This is a genomic window from Nocardia yamanashiensis (assembly GCF_021183565.1).
Classification (GTDB): Bacteria; Actinomycetota; Actinomycetes; order Mycobacteriales; family Mycobacteriaceae; genus Nocardia; species Nocardia yamanashiensis.
Genome location: NZ_CP089226.1, coordinates 5,020,275 through 5,045,977, shown reverse-complemented (window position 1 = coordinate 5,045,977; position 25,703 = coordinate 5,020,275). Strand labels below are relative to the sequence as shown.

8 protein-coding genes (1 of these 8 only partly in view) are annotated in these 25,703 nt (G+C 70.1%); 6 read left to right on the top strand and 2 right to left on the bottom strand.

Features of this window, described 5'->3' with window-relative positions:
• Positions 1-426: a DUF4254 domain-containing protein gene (locus tag LTV02_RS23730; protein ID WP_067710245.1), complete on the top strand. Its 426-nt coding sequence runs from the start codon at positions 1-3 to the stop codon at positions 424-426.
• 9 nt (positions 427-435) lie between these two features.
• On the opposite strand, the gene LTV02_RS23725 is transcribed toward LTV02_RS23730, so the two are convergent.
• Positions 436-1,161, bottom strand: a complete 726-nt coding sequence (locus LTV02_RS23725) for an ABC transporter ATP-binding protein (RefSeq protein ID WP_233033939.1) — start codon at positions 1,159-1,161, stop codon at positions 436-438.
• Between the two features lie 16 nt (positions 1,162-1,177).
• The gene (locus LTV02_RS23720) at positions 1,178-2,227 is read right to left on the bottom strand and encodes an ABC transporter permease (protein ID WP_233033937.1); all 1,050 of its coding nucleotides are present in this window, start codon (positions 2,225-2,227) and stop codon (positions 1,178-1,180) included.
• Positions 2,228-2,357: 130 nt separating this feature from the next.
• Between LTV02_RS23720 and LTV02_RS23715 the strand changes: the two genes are divergently transcribed.
• The 5 genes from LTV02_RS23715 to LTV02_RS23695 all read left to right on the top strand — a co-directional run.
• The gene (locus LTV02_RS23715) at positions 2,358-3,512 is read left to right on the top strand and encodes a sensor histidine kinase (protein WP_233033935.1); all 1,155 of its coding nucleotides are present in this window, start codon (positions 2,358-2,360) and stop codon (positions 3,510-3,512) included.
• Positions 3,509-4,144, top strand: a complete 636-nt coding sequence (locus tag LTV02_RS23710) for a LuxR C-terminal-related transcriptional regulator (protein ID WP_067710253.1) — start codon at positions 3,509-3,511, stop codon at positions 4,142-4,144. The genes LTV02_RS23715 and LTV02_RS23710 overlap by 4 nt, the downstream gene beginning before the upstream one ends.
• A 16-nt stretch (positions 4,145-4,160) precedes the next feature.
• A complete protein-coding gene (locus tag LTV02_RS23705) occupies positions 4,161-4,586 on the top strand; it encodes a PPOX class F420-dependent oxidoreductase (RefSeq protein ID WP_233033933.1) in 426 nt (141 codons plus the stop codon).
• Positions 4,587-4,689: 103 nt separating this feature from the next.
• The gene (gene cobM / locus LTV02_RS23700; protein WP_233033931.1) at positions 4,690-5,448 is read left to right on the top strand and encodes a precorrin-4 C(11)-methyltransferase; all 759 of its coding nucleotides are present in this window, start codon (positions 4,690-4,692) and stop codon (positions 5,446-5,448) included.
• Between the two features lie 303 nt (positions 5,449-5,751).
• Positions 5,752-25,703, top strand: the 5' portion of a protein-coding gene (locus LTV02_RS23695; RefSeq protein WP_233033930.1) for a non-ribosomal peptide synthase/polyketide synthase. Its footprint extends 24,739 nt past the window's final position; only the first 19,952 of its 44,691 coding nucleotides appear in the window; it begins with the start codon at positions 5,752-5,754; its stop codon lies off the right edge, out of view.

Genomic DNA, 25,703 nt, shown 5'->3' with positions numbered 1-25,703 from the left:
ATGCGAGATCCACTGCCAACCAAAAGCCAAGTGCTCCGGGCCTGCCGGGGAAGCGGATTCCCCGGCCACCCGCTACTGCGCGCCGCTCACGATCTAGCCGAAGTCCACGAACGCCGCCTCAGCGCCACCCCCGACCAGGCGGCCGCCCTGGAACAGATCCGCACCGACCTGGTCCACGAAATCGACCGCTGGATAACCTCGCAACTCCCGCCGAGCCACGGCGGCGCGCGAGTCCACACCGAAACGCTGGGCGCGGTCATCGACCGCCTCGCCGCCCTCACCGCTCACGCCTACGCCGCCCTGGCCAGCGCCACCACCAGGGACCTCGCCAATATCTGGGAGCACCTGGCCGAACTGGCCATCGGCTACGAGGACCTCACCTCCGAGGTCCGCACCGGCCGCCGGCGCCTGCCCGGCGGCCACTGACTCCCGCGCTCAGGCGGCGAGGGCCTCGGACTCGAGGCTGAGGACGCCGTCGACCATGCGATAGACGGCGTCCATCCGGTGCAGGTGCGAGCGGTCGTGGGTGACCAGCAGGGTGGCGGCGCCGTGCTCGCGCACGATGCCGACAACCAGGTCGATGATGGCGGCGCCGCGTTCCTGATCGAGGGCGCTGGTGGGTTCGTCGACGACCAGCAGGGCCGGGTCGTTCATCAGCGCCCGGGCGATGTTCACGCGCTGGCGCTGACCGCCGGAGAGCTGGGCGGGTCGCTTGGCCTCGTGCCCGGACAAGCCGACGGCGGCCAGCAGATCGCGAGCGCGGGAACGGGTTTCGCGACGGCGGGCGGGCGAGACGAACCAGGACTGGCCGAGATGGGACATGGCCTCGAGCTGCTCGAGCGCGGTGAGGGCCGGAATCAGATTGGACTGCTGGAACACGATGCCGATGGACTCGCGGCGCAGCGTGGCCGCGTCCTTACGCGACAGCGCCGCGAGATCGACAGTGCCGGTGGGGGTTTCGAGCTCCACCCGGCCGGAGTCGGGGCGCAGCAGGGTCGAGGCGGCGGCCAGCAGGGTGGATTTGCCGGAGCCGGACGGGCCGGTGATGGCGGCGATCTCCCCGCCGCGCACCCGCAGGTTCACGTGATCGAGGGCGGTGATGCGGTCGGCGCCGTCGGGGAAGGTGAGGACGAGGTCGGCGACCGTGAGGGTGTTGGTCATCGAAAGCTCCTGGGGGTCAGCGCGCTTGGTTGAGGGCGGTGAGCGGATCGGTGGTGGCGAGGAAGCGCAGGGCGAAGGCCGCGCCGAGCAGGCCGAGCAGGATCAGCGCGGCGGCGGGGACCAGGGTGGTCGATGCGGTGAGCACGAACGGGACGGCATCGCCCAGGAACAAGCTCGCCACGGTGGTCGCGCCGCCGCCGATCCCGACACCGAGCGCGAGCACGATCAGGGCCTGGCTCAACGCATCTCGCACCAGTGAACCGGTCGTCGCGCCCAGTGCTTTCAGGGTGGCGATGTCGGGTTGGCGCTGCACGGTCCACACGGTGAAGAACGCGCCGATGACCAGGGCCGAGATGGCGAAGAGCATGACGGTCATGAGGGTGAGCGAACCGTTCTCGGCCTGATAGGAACTCATGGCCGACAGCGACCCCTTGGTGCTGGTCGTGGTGGTGTGCGCGGCGGCATCGACAGCCGCGGTGTCGCTCACCCCCGAGACCGCGAGGATGGTGGCCGCGCCCGAACGCGGGTTCAGCGCTTGCCAATCCGTGAGGGTCATCCACACGACGGGGGTGTGGGCGTACCAGTCGTCGCCGGTCACCGCTTGCACGGTGAAGTTGCCCGAGCCGAGATCCACCACGTCGCCGGTCTTCGCGTCCAGGTCCTTGGCGGCGGCGCTGCTCAGGATCACCGATCCCGGAGCGGTAGCCACACGATTGCCGAAAGGTGTTCCCTCGACGCCGAACAGCGCCACCTGGGTGGGCGACGCGCCATCGTGGGTGGCCCGGGTGCGGCTGATGCCGATCGGGTCCACGGTGCCGCCGGCCCGCTGCCAGACCTCGATCTGATCGGTGCCGAGGGTGGAGGAGTCGTAGGAGGGTTTCGCGCCGGTGTCGGCGAACACCACGGTGGAGGTGTGCAAGGACTCGATGGCGGAGATGTTCTGGTGCGCCAGCCCGGCGGTCAGGCCGCTGAGAAAGCTGACCAGCAGCGCGACCAGCGTGACCACCAGGGTGATGAGGAGGAAGCGGCCGCGGGCGGCCCGCAGATCTCTGAGTGCGACGAACATACTTCCACCCTGGCCGTGATCGGCCGCGAAACCATCGCGCCGGTGGAGGAAGATCGACCCTGCCGACGGTGGGGCGCGTTTACTCCTTTCGATGGATGCCGGTCCAATAGCCGGGCATAAGCTGGTCGGCGTGCACCGATCGCCCCTGACCCCCGTCTTCGCCGCCTTGCAGGTGGGCCTGCACGTGCTGGTGGTGGTGCTGACCGCGGTGGTGGTCGGGCAGGCCGTGGTCTCGGACGAGCGCCCCATCGTGGTGGTGTTGCTGGCGGGTGTGTTCCTCGGTGTCTACTTCGCCGGCGCCCGGTTCCGCCGCCGTCTGGTCGCGGCGCGAGTCTGGCTGGGGGCGTTGACCGTTCTGTGGCTCGGCCTGGTCTGCGTGGCGCCTATGGCCGTCTATCTGGTCTTCGGATTGTTCTTCCTCTATCTGCATCTGCTGCCGCGCCGCTGGGGCCTGCTGGCGGTCACCGCCGCCACCGCGGTGTCGGTGGTGGGCTTCGCGCTGCACAAGGGCTGGACCTTCGGCGGCGTGATCGGCCCGCTGCTGGGCGCGCTGGTCGCGGTCGCCATCGGGCTCGGTTACGAGGCGCTGTTCCGCGAGGCCGCCGACCGCCAGCAGCTCATCGACGAATTGCTGGCCACCAGAACGACTCTCGCCGAACAGGAACGCACCGCCGGCAAGATGGCCGAGCGCGAACGCCTGGCGCAGGAGATCCACGACACGGTCGCCCAGGGCCTCAGCAGCATTCAGTTGCTGCTGCACGCCGTGGAGCGCGCCGCCCCGGAACATCCGGCGCTGGAGAAGATCCGGCTCGCCCGCGAGACCGCCGCCGAGGGCCTGGTCGAAACCCGCAATCTCATAGCCGAACTCACGCCCGCCCCGCTCGACGGCCAATCGCTGACCGAGGCGCTGACCCGGATCGTCGATCGCGCCGCCGCTCCCGGCCTCGACGCCCGGGTGCTGGTGGAGGGCGATCCGCAACGCCTGCCCATGTCCATGGAGGCCGCCCTGGTCCGGATCGCCCAGAGCGCGGTGTCGAACGTGGTGCGGCACGCCCGCGCCGCGGCCATGCGCGTCACCCTCACCTACGCCGACGACGCCGTGCACCTGGACATCGTCGACAATGGCGTGGGCATCGACCCCGCGGTGCTGGAACACGCCCCGTCCGGCAGCTTCGGCCTGACCGCCATGCGCAATCGGGTAGAACAGCAGGGCGGCACCATGAACGTGGAATCCGAACCCGGCCACACCGCGGTCACCGTCTCCTTCCCGCTGGAGGACCAATGATCCGCATCCTGCTCGCCGACGATCACGCCATCGTCCGCGCGGGCCTGCGCGCGCTGCTGGATTCCGGTGTGGCGGAAAGCGATTCCGACGATATCGAGGTGATCGGCGAGGTCGCGACCGCCGAGGACGCGGTGGCCTTCTGCGCCACCACCCCCGTGGACCTGGTGCTGATGGATCTGCGCTTCGGTCCCGGCCAGTCCGGGGCGCAGGCCACCGCGGCCGTCCGCGCGCTGCCCGGCCCGCCGAACGTCCTGGTGGTCACCAACTACGACACCGACGCCGACATTCTCGGCGCGATCGAGGCGGGCGCGTCCGGCTACATCCTCAAGGACACCCCGCCCGCCGAACTGCTGGCCGCCGTGCGCTCGGCCGCCGCGGGCGAGAGCGTGCTGTCGCCTTCCGTCGCATCGAAACTCATGACCCGGGTCCGCAAACCCGACACCACCCTGAGCCCCCGCGAGATCGAAGTGCTGCGCCTGGTGGCCGACGGTCATTCCAATCGCGAGATCGGCAAGCGGTTGTTCCTGAGCGAGACCACCGTCAAATCCCACCTGGTCCACATCTATTCGAAGCTGGGCGTGAAATCCCGTACTTCCGCCGTGGCGCGGGCACGCGAGCGCGGAGCCATCTGAGCGGTAGCGTGACCGCATGGCCTCCCTATCCGACCCCCGGGTGCGCGAGTTCCTGACCGAAGGCACCCGCACCGGCAAGCTCGCCTTCACCGCCTCCGACGGCCGTCCCCTGGTCACGCCGATCTGGTTCGTGCTCGAAGGCGAGGAGATCGTCTTCAATACCGGAAAGACCTCGGCCAAGGGCAAATCCGTGCTGCGCGACGGCCGGGTCACGCTGCTGGTGGATCTGGAGGCCCCGCCGTACGCCTTCGTCCAGGTGCAGGGCGTGGCCACCGCCTCGGAGGATCCCGCGGAGCTGGTCCGGACCGCCACCGAGATCGGCGGCCGGTACATGGGCGCGGACCGCGCCGAGGAATTCGGCAAGCGCAACGGCGTGCCCGGCGAACTGGTGGTGCGCATCAAACCGACCAAGGTCATCGCCGCCTTCGAGGTGAGCGACTAGCCGGCGCCCCACTTGTGGGCAAGGCCGCGCTCTATCGCCGCTGGCCCTCCAAGGCCGCCCTGGGTGGACGATCTGTCGTAGTCGGCCGTGAGAGACTCGCCCCATGACTGTGCACTTCATCGGGGCGGGACCCGGGTCGGCGGATCTGCTGACCGTGCGGGCGGTGGAGCTGCTGCGCAATTCGCCCGTATGCCTGTACGCGGGCACCTATCTGGACCCGGAAGTGCTGGCGTACTGCGCGCCCGAGGCCGAGCTGATCGACACCCAGGGCCTGGATCTGGACGAGATCATCGAGCACTGCGCCCGCGCGCACCGGGCGGGCAAGGACGTCGCCCGGTTGTGTTCGGGCGACCCGTCCATATATTCGGCCCTCACCGAGCAGAAGCGCCGTCTCGACGCCCTCGGCATCGGCTGGGACGTGACCCCCGGCGTCCCCGCCTACGCGGCCGCCGCGGCCATCCTGGGCGTCGAACTGACCGTTCCGGAACAGGTGCAGTCGGTCGTGTTGACGCGCACACGGGCGCGCTCGACGGTCATGCCCGAATCGGAGGCGCTGGCGAACTTCGCCCGCACCCGGGCCACCCTGATCCTGCATCTGGCCATCACCCGGATCCGGACCCTCGCGGCCGAGCTCGCCCCCGAGTACGGAACCGACTGCCCGGTGGCCGTCGTCTACCGGGCCAGCCAACCCGAACAGCTGGTCCTGCGCGGCACTCTCGCCGATATCGCCGACCGGGTGGAGGCCGCCGGATTGCGCCGAGCCGCCGTGATTCTGGTCGGCCGAGCCCTGGCGGAAACCCTCGATTGTGCGCAATCGCACCTCTACGACCCGGGCCGGGACAGGACGCATATCACTCGCTGACAGCGTGAAATGGGGTGATAGCCGAGCCCTATGGCCCTTTCTGGTTCCGGCTTGCACCCGGACGGTAGATTGGACCGGGTGTTCAGCACCAGGATCGCAACCCAGGCCCCGTCGTGTCCGGCGGGTGGGGGCGCGCCCATGTAACGGGAGCAGCGGGCTGAACGCTTAGCCAAGAGAACATTTTTGTCTGATTGTTACGTGAAGTGAGCCCCGAACCTCGGACGTCACGCTAGGCGGCGTGGCGTCCGGTTCGGGTTTTCGGCGGGGAGCGCTGCGCAGAGTGTTCCGGAAACGAGGTTTGGGTTGGACCGGCTGGATTTCGGCGGCAACGGCGACGCTGGCAGCGAAATCGCACCGGGCTCGGGGGCGCTCTTTCCGCTGTCGCCTGCGCAGCTCGGCATCTGGTACGCCCAGCACCTGGACCCCCAGGTGCCGATCAATATCGCCCAGTACGTGGAGCTGCGCGGGCAACTCGACATCGAGTTGCTCGAGCGGGCCATGGTGGACGGTTCGATCGAGTTCGGCTCGGGCTTCCTGCGCGTGGTCGAACGCGACGGCGAGCCCATGCAGATGGTCGACACCTCGCTCGATCGCACCATCTATCACGTCGATCTGAGTGACGCCGAGGATCCGGCCGCCGCCGCCCAGGAGTGGATGCGCGCCGACTACAGCGCGCCGATCGACATCGTCAACGATCGCCTCATCCGCTCGGCCATGGTGAAGCTGGCCGAGGGCCACTTCTACTGGTACGCGCGCATTCACCACATCGTGCTCGACGGTTTCGGCGCGATGACCTACATGCAGCGCGTGGCCGAGCTGTACACCGCGTACGTGCGCGGCGAGGAGCCCAAGCCCGCCAAGCTGACCGAGCTGCGCACTCTGGTCGAGCAGGAATTCGCCTACCGCGACACCAGCCGCTTCACCGCCGCCAAGGAGTACTGGGCCGAGCGGGTGGCCGGGCTCGAGGAGGGCACCAGCCTGGCCGGGCGGTCCGCGCCGCCGGCCGCGCTGAACCGGGTCGCCGCCGGCTACCTCAGCAGCGATCAGACCTCGCTGCTGGACGAGGCGGTGGCCAAGCACGATTCGTCGCCCGCCGGGCTGCTGCTCGCCGGTTTCGCCGCCTACCTGGCGCAGTGGACCGGTTCCGAGGACGTCATCCTGTCGCTGCCGGTGACCGCCCGCACCACCGCCGCCATGAAGCGGGCGGGCGGCGCGACCTCGAACATCGTGCCGCTGCGCCTGCGCGTCGGCTACGACACCACGGTCGGCGAACTGCTGGAGTCGGTGGGCGTCGAGGTGTCGGGCGCGCTGCGCCATCAGCGCTACCGGCACGAGGACATTCGCCGCGACAGCGCCGGCGACGGCGTGGTGACCCGGGAGTTCTTCGGCCCCTGGGTCAATATCATGCTGTTCCACAACGAGGTCGTGCTCGGCGATCTCACCGGCGAGTACAGCGTGCTGTCCACCGGTTCCATCGAGGACCTGGGCGTCAACTTCTACCAGTCGGTCAAGGGCACCCGGAATCACATCGATTTCGAGACCAACCCCAACCTGTACTCGGAAGACGAGACGCGGCAGCATCATTCGCGCTTCCTGGAGTTCTTCGACCGCTTCCTGGCGGCGGGGGAGCAGCAGCCGGTGTGGGGTCTGCCGATCACCACCGACGCCGAGCGCACCCGGACGGTGCTGGAGTGGAACGAATCCGGGCACGATGTCCCGGTCACCACGCTGCCGGCGTTGCTGGACAAGCAGATTCCGCTGACTCCGGACAATGTGGCCGTCGAGTTCGAGGGCGAGCAGCTCACCTACGCCGAGTTCGGCGAGAAGGTCAATCGCCTGGCCCGGTTCCTGATCGCCGATGGCGTGGGCCCGGAATCGCTTGTCGCGCTGGGCATGCGGCGCTCCCTGGACCTGGTCGTGGGTATGCACGCGGTGCTGCGCGCCGGTGGCGCGTACGTGCCGATCGACCCGGATCACCCGGCCGACCGCACCGCCTACATCCTCGAGTCCGCGGCACCGGTCTGTGTCCTGACCACCACGCGTGATGGTCTGGAGCTGCCCGAGTCGGTGCGCCGCTTGGAGATCGACGCCCTCGACACCTCGGCCTTCGCCGCCGAGCCGGTGACCGATGCCGATCGCATCGCCCCGCTGCGCCCGGACAACACCGCCTACGTCATCTACACCTCGGGTTCCACCGGCCGCCCCAAGGGCGTCGCGGTGACCCATCACGCCATCGTCAACCAGGAACTGTGGATGCTCGACGAGTATCCGATGACCGAAGACGATGTGTACCTGCAGAAGACCGCGACCACCTTCGACGTGTCGCTGTGGGGCTACTTCATGCCGCTGCTGGTCGGCGCGAAGCTGCTGGTCGCGACCCCGGACGGGCATCGCGATCCGCTGTACGTCGCGGACATGATCGAGCGGCACGGCGTCACCGTCACCGACTTCGTGCCGTCCATGCTGACGGTCTTCGTCGCGCACGCCACGCGGGCCCAATGCGCCTCGCTGAAGTACGTTTTCGTGATCGGTGAGGCGCTGCCGCCCGAGACCGGCGCGGGTTTCCGGCGGATCACCGACGCGGGCCTGCACAACCTCTACGGTCCGACCGAGGCCGCGGTCTCGGTGACGTACTGGGAGAACACCGAAGCCGACACCGTCACGGTGCCGATCGGTGTGCCCGAATGGAATGTCGAAGTCTACGTACTGGATTCGCGGCTGCGTCCCGCCGCGATCGGTGCGCCCGGTGAGCTCTACCTGGGTGGCCGTCAGCTGGCGCGCGGCTACAAGGGCCGTCCGGATCTGACCTCGGATCGCTTCGTGGCCAACCCGTTCGGGCTGCACGGCGAGCGCATGTACCGCACCGGTGACCTGGTGCGCTGGAGCGAGTCCGGCGCGCTCGAGTACATCGGCCGTACCGACTTCCAGGTGAAGTTCCGCGGTCAGCGCATCGAGCTCGGCGAGATCGAGACCGACCTGCTCGCCCACCCCGCGGTCAGCCAGGCCGTGGTGCTGGTCATGGACACCGCGACCGGTCAGCAGCTGGTCTCCTACGTGGTCCCGGTCCCCGGCCAGTCCGTCGACCCGGCCGAGCTGACCCGTTTCGTGGCCGAGAAGCTGCCGACCTACATGGTCCCGGCCTCGATCATGGTCTTGGACGCGTTCCCGCTCAACACTTCCGGCAAGCTGGACCGCAAGGCCCTGCCGGACCCGGTGTTCAGCGCCGACGCCGCCGGTTACCGAGCCCCCCGCACCGCCGCCGAGGAGATCGTGGCGGGCGTGTTCGCCGACGTCCTCGGCCACGAACGCGTCGGCGTGGACGACAACTTCTTCGACCTGGGCGGCAACTCGCTGGTCGCCACCCAGGTGGTGGCCCGCATCTCGGCCGCGTTCCACACCCGCCTGGGCGTGCGCGCGCTGTTCGAGACCCCCACCGTCGCCGGTATCGCCGCGCGCGTGGAAGCCCTCGACGCCGCCGATGTCTCGCGTCCGCCGCTGACCGCCCAGCCGCGCCCCGAGCGGGTGCCGCTTTCCCTTGCGCAGCAGCGCATGTGGTTCCTCAACCAGTTCGATCCCAGCGTTCCCACCTACAACCTGCCGTTCGTGGTGCGCCTGCGCGGCCGGGTCGAGATGGACGCGCTGCAGGTCGCGCTGACCGATGTGGTGGCGCGGCAGGAATCGCTGCGCACCGTCTTCCCCGAGTCCGGGGACGGCGGCTTCCAGCGCGTGCTGCCCATGGACGAGGTCGATCTGGGCATCGACGTCGCGGATATCACCGCCGCCGAATTGCCTTCCGCGCTGGCGGCTTTCGCCTCCACCGGTTTCGACGTCTCGACCGAGCTGCCCATCCGGGTGCGGGTGTTCCGGGTCGCCGACGCCGAACTGGCCGAGGGCGAGCTGGATCTCGCGGTCGCGTTCGTGGTGCATCACATCGCCGCGGACGGTTTCTCCTTCGGTCCGCTCTCGCGCGATATGACCGCCGCCTACCTGGCTCGCGTCGCCGGCCAGGAACCCGGCTGGGATCCGCTGCCGGTGCAGTACCAGGACTTCAGCATCTGGCAGCGCGAGGTGCTGGGCAACGAGTCCGATCCGGAATCGATGGCCGCCCGCGAGATCGCCTACTGGAAGGGCGCTCTGGCCGGGCTGCCCGACCAGCTCGATCTGCCGGCCGATCGCCCGCGTCCGCCGGTGCAGTCCTTCCACGGCTCCCGCGTCACCTTCGACATCCCGGCCGAGTTGCACGCCCGCCTGTCGGGTCTGGCTCGCGCCCAGGGCGTTTCGCTGTTCATGGTCATGCACTCCGCGCTCGCGGTGCTGCTGGCCCGCCTCTCGGGCACCAACGACATCGCCATCGGCACCCCGGTCGCCGGTCGTGGCGAGCAGGCCCTCGACGACCTGATCGGCATGTTCGTCAACACCCTGGTGCTGCGCTCGGATGTCGATGGGGCAGAACGCTTCACCGACTTCCTGAGCCGCACCCGCGAACAGGATCTGGCCGCGTTCGCCAACACCGATGTGCCGTTCGAGCGCCTGGTCGAGGTCATCAACCCGACCCGCTCGCAGGCCCGGCATCCGCTGTTCCAGGTGATGCTGTCGTTCCAGGAGATGTCGCACGGCTCGATGGAGCTGCCCGGCCTCACCGTCTCCGCGGACGAACTCGACGTCGATATCGCCAAGTTCGACCTGCAGTGGACCCTGACCGAGCACCGCGCGTTCAACGGCAGCCCCGACGGCCTGTCGGTGGTGCTGTCGTATGCCACCGACCTGTTCGACGCGGCCACCGTCACCGAGTTCGGCAACCGCTACCTGCGGGTCCTGGAAACCGCCGTCGCCGCACCGGAAACCGTGGTCCGCGACATCGACATCCTGGGCGAGGGCGAACGCGCCACCGTCCTGGAAGCGTGGAACGGCACCGCGCACGCGCTGCCCGCCGCCGCGACCACCGTGCTGGACCTGTTCGAACAGCAGGTCCGGGTGCGCCCGCACGGCACCGCCCTGATCTTCGATCCGGGCGAGCGCAGCAGCGGGATCTTCGGCGCGGCCGAGGAACTCACCTACGCCGAGTTCTCGGCCCGGGTGAATCGCCTGGCGCGCAAGCTGATCGCCGAGGGCGTCGGCCCGGAGTCCCTGGTGGCGGTGGGTATTCGCCGCTCGGTGGACATGCTGGTCGCCATCTACGCCACCCTCACCGCGGGCGGCGGCTACGTGCCCGTGGACCCGGATCACCCGGCCGAGCGCACCGACTACGTGCTGGCCAGCGCCCGCCCGGTGGTATTGCTGACCACCAGCGACGACGACGTGACCAGCCAGGACTGCCCGGTCCTGTACCTGGACACCCTGGCGCTGGACGAGTTCGACGCGGCGCCGGTCACCGACGCCGATCGCCGGGCCCCGCTGCGTCCGACCAACGCCGCCTACGTGCTGTACACCTCGGGTTCGACCGGCCGCCCCAAGGGCGTGGCCGTCTCGCACGCCTCGGTGCTCAACCAGATCGCCTGGATCACCGGCGAATACGGCATCGACGACACCGATGTGATCCTGCAGAAGACCCCCGTCACCTTCGACGTGTCGGTGTGGGAACTCTTCGGTTCGCTGGCCGTCGGCGCCCAGCAGGTCATCGCCGCCCCCGACGGGCACCGCGATCCGATCTACCTGTCCGAGGTCATCGGCCGGCACCGGGTCACCATGACCTCGTTCGTGCCGTCCATGCTGAGCGTGTTCGCCTCCAGCGCCTCGGCGGCCGAATGCCTGTCCCTGCGTGCGGTGCTGGTCGCCGGTGAGGCGCTGCCGCCCGCCACCGTGACCGCCTTCCGCAAGTTCTCCACCGCGGCCGTGCACAACCTCTACGGCCCGACCGAGTTCACCGTGCACGCCACCTACGCGCCCATCGACGCACCGGCGGTCACCTCGGTGCCCATCGGCCGCCCGGTGTGGAACGCCCAGACCTACGTCCTGGACGAGGGCCTGCGCCCGGTGCCCGCCGGAGTTCCCGGCGAGCTGTACCTGGGCGGCACGCAGGTCGCGCGCGGCTACTACGGCCGCCCCGACCTGAGCGCGGAACGCTTCGTCGCCAACCCCTTCGGCGCGCCCGGCACCCGCCTCTACCGCACCGGCGACCTGGTGCGCTGGAACCAGAACGACGCCGGCGTCCTCGACTACATCGGCCGCACCGACTTCCAGGTGAAGTTCCGCGGCCAGCGCATCGAGCTCGGCGAGATCGAGACTGCGCTGCTCGACCATCCGACGGTCAATCAGGCCGTGGTGCTGGTCATCGACACCGTGGCCGGCGACCAGCTGGTCGCCTACCTGGTGGCCAAGGGCCCGATCGACCTGGACAGCGTGAAGTCGCTGCTGCACCGCACGCTGCCCGCGTACATGGTGCCCGGCGCGTTCGTGGTGCTGGATGCCTTCCCGCTCAACGCCTCCGGCAAGCTGGACCGCAAGGCGCTGCCCGCGCCGCGCTTCGAGGTGCGCGAATTCCGCGCTCCGACCACGCCGATCGAGGAGATCGTCGCCCAGATCTTCGGCGAGGTGCTCGGCATCGCGCGCGTCGGCGTGGACGACGACTTCTTCGAACTGGGCGGCAACTCGCTGATCGCCACCCAGGTCGCCACCCGCCTCGGCACCGCGCTCAACACCCGCGTCCCCGTGCGCATGCTGTTCGAGGCCGCCACCGTGGCCGCCCTGGCCGCGCGCGTGGAATCGCACGCCGGTGACGGCGCGCGCAAGGCCCTGGTGGCCCGCGAACGGCCCGAGGAGATCCCGCTCTCCCTGGCGCAGCAGCGCATGTGGTTCCTCAACCGCTTCGACACCGCCTCCGCGGTCAACAACATCCCGGTCGCCATCCGCCTGTCGGGTGAACTGGATGTGGCCGCGCTGCAGGTCGCCGTCATCGACGTGATCGACCGGCACGAATCGCTGCGCACCGTGTTCCCCGAACGCGCGCACGGCCCGGTGCAGCAGGTCGAGAGCGCGGCGCAGATCGTGCCCGACCTGACCCCGGTCCCGGTCACCGAGTCGAACCTGCTCGACCACCTCATCGAGCTGGCCTCCATGGCCTTCGACGTGACCCGCGAAGTGCCTTTGCACGCAAGGCTTTTCGAGGTCTCCGAGACCGAGTACGTGCTCGGCATGGTGGTGCACCACATCTCCGCCGACGGCTGGTCCATGGGCCCGCTGGCCCGCGACGTCATGGTCGCCTACGCCGCCCGCACCTCCTGGGAGGCCCCGGCGTGGGCCGAACTGCCGGTGCAGTACGCGGACTACGCGCTGTGGCAGCGCGAGGTGCTCGGCTCCGAGGACGACCCGGAATCGCTGATCTCCAAGCAGATTCGCTACTGGGCCGACGAACTCGCCGACCTGCCCGACGAACTGGTGCTGCCCGCCGACCGGCAGCGGCCCGCCGTGGCCAGCTACCGCGGCGGCACCTACCCGTTCGCCATTTCCGCCGAAACCCAGCAGGCGCTGGTGGAATTGGGCCGCCGGCACAATGCCTCGCTGTTCATGGTGCTGCACTCGGCGCTGGCCGTGCTGCTGGCCCGGCTGTCGGGCACCAGCGATATCGCGATCGGCACCCCGGTGCACGGCCGCGGTGAGGCCGCGCTGGACGACCTGATCGGCATGTTCGTCAACACCCTGGTGCTGCGCACCGAGGTGCAGGCGGAGCAGACCTTCGCCGATATCCTCGCCCAGGCCCGCGACACCGACCTGCACGCCTTCGCGCACGCCGACGTGCCGTTCGAGCGCCTGGTCGAGGTGCTCAACCCGGCCCGTTCGCAGGCCCGCCACCCGCTGTTCCAGGTCATGCTGACCTTCCAGAACACCCGGCAGGCCAGCCTGGAACTGCCCGGGCTGTCGGTCAACGGCATCGAATACGACGCCCAGCTGGCCAAGTTCGATCTGCAGCTGACCCTGCAGGAGACCCAGGACGAGCGCGGCGAGCACGCCGGCATGTCCGCCGAGTTCTCCTACGCGCTGGACCTTTTCGACGAGGACACCATCGCGGCGTTCGCGCGCCGCCTGGACCTGATCCTGGCGGCCGTGGTCGCCGATCCGGCGCAGCCGCTCGGCGATATCGACCTGCTGGTCGAGGGTGAGCGCGAACAGGTGCTCACCGGCTGGAACGACACCGCCGTCGAGCTGGATCCGGTACTGCCGCGGGGCCTCACCACCGAGACCGCGAACCTGGTGTCGCTGTTCGAGGCACAGGCTCTGACCAGCGCCGACGCGCCTGCCGTGGAATTCGAGGGGACAGGTCTGTCCTACGCCGAGTTCGCGGCGCGGGTGCACCGGCTGGCCCGCAAGCTGATCGCCCAGGGCGTCGGCGCGGAATCGCTTGTCGCACTGGCCATCCGCCGATCGACCGACCTGGTCGTCGCCATGTACGCGGTGCTGGAGGCCGGTGGCGCGTACGTGCCGCTGGACCCGGACCAGCCGATGGATCGCATCGACTACGTCCTGGACACCGCGCGCCCGGCCGCCATCCTGACCACCAGCCGCGACGACTTCGTCACCGGGCGCAATGTGCCGGTGCTCGAGGTCGACACCCTCGCGCTGGACGGTTACTCGGCCGCGCCGATCACCGATGCCGAACGCGGACAGGCGATCTCGCCCGAGCACACCGCCTACGTCATCTTCACCTCCGGTTCGACCGGCCGCCCCAAGGGCGTCGCCGTCGAGCACGGGGCCATCGTGAACCGCCTGCTGTGGATGCAGCACGAGTACCCGATCGGCCCGGAAGACGCTGTCCTGCAGAAGACCCCGGCCACCTTCGACGTGTCGGTGTGGGAGTTCTTCTGGCCCTTGCAGACCGGTGCGCGCCTGGTGGTCGCCAAGCCGGACGGGCATCGCGATCCGGTGTACCTGGCGCAGGTGATCGCCGAAACCGGCATCACCACCGCGCATTTCGTGCCCTCCATGCTCTCGGTGTTCGTCGCCACCCTCGGCAACGAGAACGGCGACGCCGGCGTGCCCGCGCCGCGCCTGCGGCAGGTCTTCGCCTCCGGTGAGGCGCTGCCCGCCCCGACCGCGCAGAAGCTGCGCGAGCTGACCGGCGCGCGCCTGCACAACCTGTACGGCCCGACCGAAGCCGCCGTCGACGTCACCTACCACGAGGTCGTCGACGCCGACACCGTGTTCGTGCCGATCGGCCGCCCGGTGTGGAACACCCAGACCTTCGTGCTCGACGCGCGCCTCAACCCCGTCGCGCCGGGTATCGCGGGTGAGCTCTACCTCGCGGGCGATCAGCTCGCGCGCGGCTACCTGGGCCGCCCCGACCTGTCGGCGGATCGCTTCGTGGCGAACCCGTTCGGCGCGCCGGGCGCGCGCATGTACCGCACCGGCGACCTCGTCACCTGGACCGCCGACGGCGAGCTGAACTACCTGGGCCGCACCGACTTCCAGGTCAAGCTGCGCGGTCTGCGCATCGAGCTCGGCGAGATCGAGGCCGCGCTGCTGGCGCAGCCGAGCGTGGCGCAGTCGGTTGTGGTCGTGCGCGCCGACGCCCACGCCGGCGATCAGCTGGTCGGCTACGTGGTCCGCGAGCCCGACGCCGTGGTCGACATCGACGCCGTGAAGGCCGCGCTGAGCGGCTCGCTGCCGGGCTACATGGTTCCGGCCGCGATCGTGGTGCTGGACGCCTTCCCGGTCAACGCCTCCGGCAAGCTGGACCGTAAGGCGCTGCCCGCGCCGGTCTTCGAGACCAAGCGCTTCCGCGCCCCCTCGACCCCGATCGAGGAGATCACCGCGCAGATCTTCGCCGACCTGCTCGGCGTCGAACGCGTCGGCGTGGACGACGACTTCTTCGAACTGGGCGGCAACTCCCTGGTCGCCACCCAGGTGGTGGCCCGGCTCTCGGCCGCGCTGAACGCCGAGATCGGCGTGCGCGCCCTGTTCGAGGCCCCGACCGCGGCGGCGCTGGCCGCCCGCGTCGAATCGCACGCGGGAACCGGTGTGCGCCAGGCGCTCACGGTGCGCTCCCGCCCCGAGCACCCGCCGCTGTCGCTCGCCCAGCAGCGCATGTGGTTCCTCAACCGCTTCGACACCGATTCGGCCGCCAACAACATCCCGGCCGCCGTACGGCTCACCGGCGCACTGGATCTGGACGCCATGCGCGGCGCCGTCGCCGATGTGATCGCCCGCCACGAATCGCTGCGCACGGTCTACCCGTCGCACGAGGGCGTCGCCTTCCAGAAGGTGCTGCCGACCGCGCGCGCCATCCCGCAGCTGGATGTCGCCGACGTGACCGAGGGCGAACTGTTCGCCGCCGTCTACGCCTTCGCGGGTGCGGGCTTCGACGTCACCGCCGAACCGCCGATTCGCCTGCGCGCCTTCCGATTGGCCGCCGACGATCACGTGCTGGTGCTGGTCGCCCACCACATCGCCGCCGACGGTTTCTCGATGAACCCGCTGGTGCGCGATCTCATGACCGCCTACATCGCGCGCAGCAACGGCGAAGCCCCCGGCTGGCCGGAACTACCCGTGCAGTACGCGGACTACGCGCTGTGGCAGCGCGAAACCCTCGGCTCGGAAGAGGATCCGCGCTCGCTCGTCGCCGAGCAGCTGGACTACTGGCGCGAGACCCTGGGCGGGCTGCCCGACGAGCTGCGGCTCTCGGTCAAGCCGCGGCCGGCCGTGGCCACCTACAACGCGGGCACCCACCGCTTCGAGGTGCCGGGCGAGCTGATCGCCGGGCTGAACCGGGTCGCCCAGACCCACGGCACCACCCTGTTCATGGTGGTGCACAGCGCATTCGCCGCCCTGCTGGCGCGCCTGAGCAATACCGATGACATCGCCGTCGGCATCCCGGTCGCCGGTCGTGGCGAGCAGGCGCTCGACGACCTGGTCGGCATGTTCGTCAACACCCTGGTGCTGCGCTCGCCGGTGGACACCGGCGCCAGCTTCGCCGAACTGCTGAAGACCGTGCGCGAGCGCGATCTGCAGGCCTTCGCGCACGCCGACGTGCCGTTCGAGCGGCTGGTCGAGGTGCTGAACCCGGCGCGGTCGCAGGCCCGCCACCCGCTGTTCCAGGTCATGCTGTCGTTCCAGAACCTGGGCCGCACCGCGCTGGAACTGCCCGCGCTGAGCGTCGCCGAACTCGGCATCGACCAGCAGACGGCCAAGTTCGACCTGCAGCTGACGCTGAGCGAAGTGCTCGCCGACGGCGCCTCGGACACCGCGTCGATGGCCGCCGAACTCGTCTACGCCACCGACCTTTTCGACGCCGACTACGCGAATGTGTTCGCGCGCCGCTTCGTTCGCGTGCTCGAAGCCGTGGCGGCCGATCCGGCCCAGCTGGTCGGCGAGGTCGAACTCCTCGAAAGCGCCGAACGCCACCGCGTCCTGCACGCCTGGAACGACACCGCCTTCGAACTCGACGCCGCCCTGCCGGTCGTCACCGAAGGCGCTGCCGCCACGCTGGTTTCGCTGTTCGAAGCCCAGGTCGCGCTGACTCCCGAAGCGACCGCCGTCAGCTTCGAGGGGACGAGTCTGTCCTACGCCGAGTTCGCCGACCGGGTGCACCGCCTCGCGCGGCACCTGGTCGCGGCGGGCGTCGGCCCGGACACCCTGGTCGCGCTCGGCATGCGCCGTTCGCTGGACCTGCTCGTCGGCATGTACGCCGTTATCGCGGCCGGCGGCGCGTACGTGCCGCTGGACCCGGACCACCCGGCCGAGCGCAATGCCTATGTCCTCGAGACCGCCCGTCCGGTCGTCGTATTGTCCACCGCGCGTGACGGTTTCGAGCTCACCGGTGGAATGGCGGATGTGCTGCTCATCGACGAGCTGGACGTATCGGCCTACTCCGGCGCGCCCCTGACCGACGCCGACCGCACGGCCCCGCTGCGCCCGGAGAACACCGCGTATGTGATCTTCACGTCCGGTTCCACCGGCCGCCCCAAGGGTGTCGCGGTCTCGCACGCCGCCATCGTCAACCGCCTGGTGTGGATGCACGCCCAGTACGGGCTGGCCGCCGACGACGTAGTGCTGCAGAAGACCCCCGCCACCTTCGACGTGTCGGTGTGGGAGTTCTTCTGGCCCTTGCAGGTCGGCGCGACCCTGGTCGTCGCCAAGCCGGACGGCCACCGCGATCCGGTCTATCTGGCCGAGCTGATCGTGCGCGAGGGCGTCACCGTCACTCACTTCGTGCCGTCCATGCTCGCGGTGTTCGTGGCCGAGCCCGCCGCCGCCAATTGTGTGAGCCTGCGCAATGTGTTCGCCTCCGGTGAGGGCCTGCCCGCCCCGGTCGCGCAGAAGCTGCGGCAGCTCACCGGTGCGCGCCTGCACAACCTGTACGGTCCGACCGAAGCGGCCGTCGACGTCACCTACCACGAGGTCGTCGATGCCGATATCGCCTCGGTGCCGATCGGCGCGCCCGTCTTCAATACCCAGGTTTACGTGCTGGATTCGCGGCTGCGGCCGGTTCCGGCGGGTGTCGCGGGTGAGCTGTACCTGGCGGGCGATCAGCTCGCCACCGGGTATGTGGCGCGCCCCGATCTGACCTCGGATCGCTTCGTCGCCAACCCCTTCGGCGCGGGCGCTCGCATGTACCGCACCGGTGACCTCGTGGTCTGGACCCCGGCCGGGGAGCTGGAATACCTGGGCCGCACCGACTTCCAGGTCAAGCTGCGCGGTCTGCGCATCGAACTGGGTGAGATCGAGTCGGCGCTCACCGCGCTGCCCGCCGTCGCCCAGGCCGTCGTCGTGGTCCGCCACGACGAGCGCACCGGCGATCAGCTGGTCGCCTACCTGGTTGCCGCCGACGGTCACCTCGACCTCGACGCGGTGAAGGACGCACTGGCCGAACAGCTTCCGGCCTACATGGTCCCGGCCGCCTTCATGGTCCTGGACGCCTTCCCGCTCAATGCCTCCGGCAAGCTGGACCGCAAGGCGCTGCCCGCCCCGACCTTCGCCGCCAAGGTGTACCGCGCGCCGGTCACCCCCGTGCAGCAGACCGTCGCCGGCACCATCGCCGACGTGCTCGGCCTGGACCGGGTCGGCCTGGACGACGACTTCTTCGAACTCGGCGGCAACTCGCTGATCGCCACCCAGGTGATCGCGCGCCTGTCCGCCGCGCTCGACGCCGACATCCCGCTGCGCACGCTGTTCGAGGCCACCACCGTGGCAACGCTTGCGGCGCACCTGGATTCGCGCGTCGGCACCGGCGCCCGCGCCCCGCTGACCGCCCAGGAACGCCCGGCCGCGGTGACGCTGCCGACCGGCGAGACCGCCGCCCTGGTGCCGCTGTCCCCGGCCCAGCAGCGCATGTGGTTCCTGAACCGCTTCGACAACCGCACCGCCGTCAACAACATCCCGGTGGCGCTGAAGCTCACCGGCGCCGTGGATCTCGACGCCTTCCACGCCGCCCTGGGCGATGTGCTGGCCCGCCACGAAGCGCTGCGCACCGTGTACCCCGAGGTGGAAGGCGACGGCTTCCAGCGCGTGCTGCCGCTGTCCGAGGTCAGCTTCGAGGTCGGCACCGAAACCGTCGCCCTCGCCGAACTGCCTTCGCGCATCACGCAACTCGCGTCCGTCTACTTCGATGTGACCCGCGAGCTGCCGTTCCGCGCCACCGTGCTGCGGGTCGACGGCGACGCCGCCACCCACGTGGTGGTGCTGGTGCTGCACCACATCAGCGCCGACGGCTTCTCGCTGCGCCCGCTGCTGCGGGACGTGGTGGCCGCCTATCTGGATCGCGCCCGCGGCGCGGTCCCGGCCTGGGAACCGCTGCCGGTGCAGTACGCCGACTACGCGCTGTGGCAGCGCGAGATCCTCGGCGCGGAAAGCGATGCCGAATCCCTCGCGGCCCGCCAGATCGCCTACTGGGGCGAACAACTGCGCGACCTGCCCGAGCAGATCGAGCTGCCCGCCGACCGGCCGCGCCCGGAGATCGCCACCAATGCCGGTGGCACCTACGACTTCTCGATCGACGCCGAGCTGCACCGCGCGCTCACCGGCGTCGCCCGCGAAAACGACGTCACCCTCTTCATGCTCGTGCACGCCGCCCTGGCCACCTGGGCCGCGCGCCTGTCCCGCGCCACCGATATCGCCATCGGCACCCCCATCGCGGGCCGTGGCGAGCGCGCGCTGGACGACGTGGTCGGCATGTTCGTCAACACCCTGGTGCTGCGCAGTGCGGTCAAGGGCGACACCGCCTTCCGCGATCTGCTCGCCCAGGTGCGCCGCACCGACCTGGCCGCCTTCGCGCACGCCGACGTGCCGTTCGAGCGGCTCGTCGACGTCCTCAGTCCGGTCCGCTCGCAGGCGCACCACCCGCTGTTCCAGGTGGCGCTGACCTTCGAGGCCGCCGCGGCCAAGGACGCGGCCGCGTTCTCGCTGCCCGAAGCGCCGGGCGGGGGAGCGCTCGAACTCGAGGTCGTCGCATTCGACCCGGGCACCGCCAAGTTCGACGTCCAGCTCACCGTCAGCGAGCAGGCCGACGGCTCGCTGGGCCTGTCCTGGAACTACGCCACCGACCTCTTCGACCCCGAGACGGTCATCGCCTTCGCCGAGCGCCTGGTGCGCATCCTGCGCGCCGTCGCCGACGACCCGGCCGCCCTGATCGGCGATATCGACCTCCTCGGCGAGGGCGAGCGCCACAATGTGGCCGAGAACTGGGTCTCGGCCGGTGACGACATCGTCGCCCTGGCCGAGTCCGCCCGCGCCACCATCCGCGCCGCCCGCGCCGAGATGGCGGAGCTCACCGAGGCGGCCGAAACCACCGGTGCGGCAAGGGAATCCGCCGCGGGCTCGGCCGATGCTGATGCTGATGCCGGCTCGGAGTCCGACGCCGTCGACACCGAACTGACCGCCGTCGACGCGGCCGCGCTGGCCGCTGCCGCCGACGACCTGGCCGAGGCCGCCGCGGAGCTGGAAGCCGCCATCGCGGGCATCGTGCTCGGCGGCGGATCCGGGCTGTCCGCGGCCGCGGCGGGCACGCTGGCCACGCCGTTCGTGGATCCGGACGCCACCCTGTCGAGCCTGTTCGACGCCGCCGTGGCCGCCAACCCGGAGCGGGTCGCGGCGCGGTTCGGTGCGGAGGAACTGACCTACGCCGATCTGGACCGGCGCGCGAATGTGCTGGCGCGCAGGCTGATCGCCGACGGCGCGGGACCGGAATCGCTGGTCGCGGTGCTGCTGCCGCGGTCGCTGGATCTGGTGGTGGGCCTGCTCGCGGTCATCAAGACCGGTGCGGGTTACGTGCCGATCGACCCGACCTATCCGGCCGATCGCATCGCCTACGTGCTGTCCGATGCCAAGCCGACCAGCGTGGTCATCGACACCACCGCGCAGGTCGAGCTGCCCGGCGACCTGCCGACGCTGCTGATCGACGGCTTCGCCATGGAAGCCGGCGATATCGAGGACGCCGACGATTCGCCGATCACCGACGCCGACCGCCGCAGCCCGCTGCGCCCGGACCACGTCGCCTACGTCATCTACACCTCCGGCTCCACCGGCCGCCCCAAGGGCGTGGCCGTGGCGCACCGGAACGTGGTGCGGCTCATGGCGAACACCGATCGCGAATTCGGTTTCGGCGCCGACGACGTGTGGACGCTGTTCCACTCCTACGCCTTCGACTTCTCGGTGTGGGAACTGTGGGGCCCGCTGCTCTACGGCGGCACCCTGGTGGTCGTCGACTACTACGTCTCGCGCTCGCCGGAACAGTTCCTGGAACTGCTGCGCCGCGAACGGGTCACGGTGCTCAACCAGACCCCGTCGGCCTTCTACCAGCTGGCCGAGGCCGAACGTATCGCCGGCGCGGCCGGGGCCGAACAGCCTCTCGCGCTGCGCTACGTGATCTTCGGCGGTGAAGCGCTCGAACTGCGCCGCCTGTCGGACTGGGTTGCCCGCCACGGCGATTCCAAGCCGCACCTGGTCAATATGTACGGCATCACCGAGACCACCGTGCACGTGTCGGTGCGCTTCCTGGATGCCGAAACCATCGCCGCCGCCACGGGTTCCGTGGTCGGCCGCGCCATCGCCGGACTGCGCGTGTACGTCCTCGACGACCGCCTGCACCCGGTGCCGGTCGGCGTCGCGGGCGAAATGTACGTGGCCGGACCGCAATTGGCGCGCGGCTACCTCGGCCGCCCCGACCTGTCGGCGGCCCGATTCGTCGCGAGCCCCTTCGGTGAGCCGGGCACCCGCCTCTACCGCTCCGGTGACGTCGCGCGCTGGAACCGCTTCGGCGAGCTGGAATACCTGGGCCGCGCCGATGATCAGGTCAAGGTCCGCGGCTTCCGTATCGAACTCGGTGAGATCGAAGCCGCCGTGCTGGCCCAGCCGGGCGTGGCGCAGGCCGCGGTGATCGTGCGCGAGGACCAGCCGGGCGATCAGCGCATCGTCGCCTATGTGGTGCCGGAAACCGCCACCACCGCAACGGATTCCGCCGGGACCGCCTTCGAGGGTCTCGCGCTCGGTTCGGACGACTGGCTGCTGGCCGTGCGGGACGGCGCGGGCGAACGCCTGCCGTCCTACATGGTTCCGGCCGCCACCGTGGCGCTGGACCACATTCCGCTGACCGTCAACGGCAAGCTCGATCGCCGGGCGCTGCCCGCGCCGGCCGTGCAGGCGCGCGCCTTCCGTGCCGCCGAGACGCCGACCCAGGAAACCGTCGCCGCGGTCTTCGCCGAGGTGCTCGGCCTGGACCGGGTCGGCCTGGACGACGACTTCTTCGATCTGGGCGGCAACTCGCTCATCGCCACCCGCGTGGTGTCGCGCATCGGTTCGGCCCTCGACACCACCGTCGCGGTCCGCACCCTGTTCGAGGCCACCACGGTCGAGGCCCTCGCCGCCCGTATCGAATCGCACGCCGACGGCGCTTCGCGCGCCAAGCTGGTCGCCCGCCCGCGCCCGGCCGGCGAACTGGTGCCGCTCTCGTTCGCACAGCAGCGCATGTGGTTCCTGAACCAGTACGACACCCACTCGGCGGCCTACAACCTGCCGATGGCCATCCGCCTCACCGGCGAACTCGACACCGCCGCACTGGAATTGGCGGTCGCCGACGTGGTGCGCAGGCACGAGTCGCTGCGCACCCGCTACCCCGAGCACGGCGGCACGCCGATGCAGGTGGTGGTGCCGGCCGAGGAGATCGCCCTCGACCTGCGCCCGGTCACCGTCGTGGCGGAGGAACTGACCGCCGCCGTGACCGCCTTCGCGACGCTCGGCTTCAATGTCGCCGACCAGGTCCCGTTGCGCGCGCGGCTCTTCCGCGTCGCGCCCGAGGCCGCCACCGGCCGCACGGCGTCCGCCGATCCCGCCGGGAACGGTTCCGCCCCGGTGGATAACGGCTCCGCGGTGAACGGTTCCGCCACGACAGGTCACCCGGCCGCCGAAGCGGGCCCGGCCGCACATGACCATGTGCTGGTCGTCGTCGTGCACCACATCGCCGGTGACGGTTTCTCCATGGCCCCGCTCACCCGGGATGTCATGGTGGCCTACACCGCTCGCACCCAGGGCGCGGTGCCCGGCTGGGCTCCGCTCGCCGTGCAGTACGCCGACTTCGCGATCTGGCAGCGGGAAGTGCTGGGCTCGGAAGAGGATTCGTCCTCGCTGATGGCCCGCCAGGTGGGCTACTGGCAGCGGGTGCTGGACGGCGTGCCGGACGAGCTGGCGCTGCCGACCGACCGCCCGCGCCCCGCCATCGCCTCCCATCACGGCGCGACCCTGCTGCGCACCCTGTCGCCGGAGCTCGTCGCGGCGCTGGAAGACGTTGCGCGCCAGCGCGGCCTGACCCTGTTCATGGTCATGCACAGCGCCCTCGCGGTGCTGCTGGCCCGCCTGTCCGGCGGCGACGATATCGCCGTCGGCACCCCGGTCGCCGGTCGCGGTGAAGCCGCGCTGGACGACCTGGTCGGCATGTTCGTCAACACCCTGGTGCTGCGCACCGGCATCGACCCGGCGGAATCGTTCACCGATCTGCTCGATCGCGCCCGGCACACCGACCTCGACGCCTTCGGCAATGCCGATGTGCCGTTCGAGCGCCTGGTGGAACTGCTGGCGCCCGAGCGCTCGCAGGCCCGCAACCCGCTCTTCCAGGTCATGCTGGCCTTCCAGAACCTGGATCGCACCACCCTGGAACTGCCGGGCCTGACCGTCGCGGCACTGGATCTCGACGAGAACATCTCCCGCTTCGACCTGCAGTTCACGCTGTCGGAGCAGGATTCGGGCATGGCGCTGGCGCTGACCTACGCCACCGATCTGTTCGACGAGGCCACCGCCGCCGGTTTCGCGCAGCGCTGGCTGCGCGTGCTGGAGGCCGTGGCCGCCGATCCGGAGATCAAGGTCGGCGCGATCGACATTCTCGATCAGGCCGAACGCGGCGATCTGGTCGCGCGCTTCGGGCTGCCCGCCGTCCCGGCGCGCACCCTGCCGGACCTCATCGCCGACGCCGTCGCCATCGATCCCGAAGCGACCGCCGTCGTGTTCGAGGGGACGAGTCTGTCCTACGGCGAACTCGATCAGCGCTCGAACCGCCTGGCGCGCCTGCTGATTCAGCGCGGCATCGGCACCGAGGACCTGGTCGCCATCGCCGTCCCGCGTTCGGACGTCTCCTACTTCGCCGAATGGGCGGTGTCCAAGACCGGCGCCGCCTTCGTGCCGGTGGACCCGAACTACCCGGCCGACCGCATCGCCCACATGGTCACCGACTCCGGTTCGCCGGTCGGCCTGACCGTGGCCTCGGTGCGCGCCGATCTACCGGAATCGGTGGAATGGCTCGTCATCGACGACCTGGAGCTGGACGCCTTCGCGGACACCGCGATCGACGCCGGCGAGCGGGTCCGCCCGCTGCGCCCGGAGCATCCCGCGTACGTCATCTACACCTCCGGTTCGACCGGTCTGCCCAAGGGCGTCGTGGTCACCCACGCCGGTCTGGCCAACTTCACCGTCGAGCAGGCCGAGCGCTACGCCCTCGACTCCGATTCGCGCGCACTGCATTTCGCCTCGCCCTCGTTCGACGCGTCCATGCTGGAGTTCCTGCTCGCCATCGGCGCGGGCGGCACCCTGGTGGTCGTCCCGCCGGGCACCTACGGCGGCGACGAGCTGTCGGAGCTGATCAAGCGCGAGCGGGCCACGCACGCCTTCATCACCCCGGCCGCGCTGTCCACCTTCGGCCCGGCCGGGCTGGACAGCCTGCGCGTCCTGGTCGCCGGTGGTGAGGCCGTCCCGGCCGATCTGGTCGAGAAGTGGGCGGTTCCGCTGGCGGACGGCACGATTCGTGCCTTCCACAACGGTTACGGTCCGACCGAGACCACCATCATGACCAATATCAGCGATGCGCTGACCCCGGGCGATCTGGTCACCATCGGCGGCCCGATCCGCGGCATGCAATCGCTGATCCTGGACAACCGCCTGCGCCCCGTGCCGGTCGGCGTCGCGGGTGAGCTCTACCTGTCGGGCATCCAGCTGGCGCGCGGCTACCACGCGCGTCCGGGCCTGACCGCCGATCGTTTCGTCGCCAACCCGTACGTGGACGGCGAGCGCATGTACCGCACCGGTGACGTGGTCCGCTGGACCCGCACCGGCGAGGTCGAATACGTGGGCCGCTCCGACTTCCAGGTGAAGGTGCGCGGTTTCCGTATCGAGCTCGGCGAGATCGACGCGGCGCTGGCCTCGCACGAGAGCGTGGACTTCGCGGTCACCGTCGGACACAAGAACGCCGCCGGCGCGACCTCGCTGGTGTCGTATGTGGTTGCCACGCCGGGTCATTCGATCGATGTGGCCGCCGTGACCGCGCACGTGGAGCAGCGCCTTCCGGCGTACATGGTGCCGTCCTCGGTCATGATCATCGACCGGGTGCCGCTGACCCCGGTCGGCAAGCTGGACCGCAAGGCCCTGCCCGAGCCGGTGTTCGCCACCGAGGTGGTCTTCCGCGCCGCGCGCAATGCGGTGGAGCAGACCATCTCCGAGGTGTTCGCCGAGGTGCTCGGCCTGGAGCGGGTCGGCATCGACGATTCCTTCTTCGCCCTGGGCGGCGACTCCATCGTCTCCATCCAGCTGGTGTCGCGGGCCAAGGCGCGCGGCGTGGTGTTCTCCCCGCGCGACGTGTTCGAGCAGCGCACCGTGTCCGGGCTGGCTTCCGTCGCGGAAACCGCTGACGGCCAGGGCGATTCGGCGCCCAAGCTGGTCGAGCTGCCCGGCGGCGGCGTGGGCGTCATGCCGCTCACCCCGGTGGTGCGGTTCATGGTGGAGCGGCCCGGCGAATTCGGCCGGTTCAACCAGACCATGGCCCTGGAACTGCCGATCGGCGTCGACCGGGC

Bases quoted from the DNA above. Each gene is read 5' to 3' on its own strand.
- LTV02_RS23720 (WP_233033937.1), bottom strand. From the start codon at position 2,227: ATGTTCGTCGCACTCAGAGATCTGCGGGCCGCCCGCGGCCGCTTCCTC.
- cobM (WP_233033931.1), top strand. From the start codon at position 4,690: ATGACTGTGCACTTCATCGGGGCGGGACCCGGGTCGGCGGATCTGCTG.
- LTV02_RS23730 (WP_067710245.1), top strand. From the start codon at position 1: ATGCGAGATCCACTGCCAACCAAAAGCCAAGTGCTCCGGGCCTGCCGG.
- LTV02_RS23710 (WP_067710253.1), top strand. From the start codon at position 3,509: ATGATCCGCATCCTGCTCGCCGACGATCACGCCATCGTCCGCGCGGGC.
- LTV02_RS23705 (WP_233033933.1), top strand. From the start codon at position 4,161: ATGGCCTCCCTATCCGACCCCCGGGTGCGCGAGTTCCTGACCGAAGGC.
- LTV02_RS23725 (WP_233033939.1), bottom strand. From the start codon at position 1,161: ATGACCAACACCCTCACGGTCGCCGACCTCGTCCTCACCTTCCCCGAC.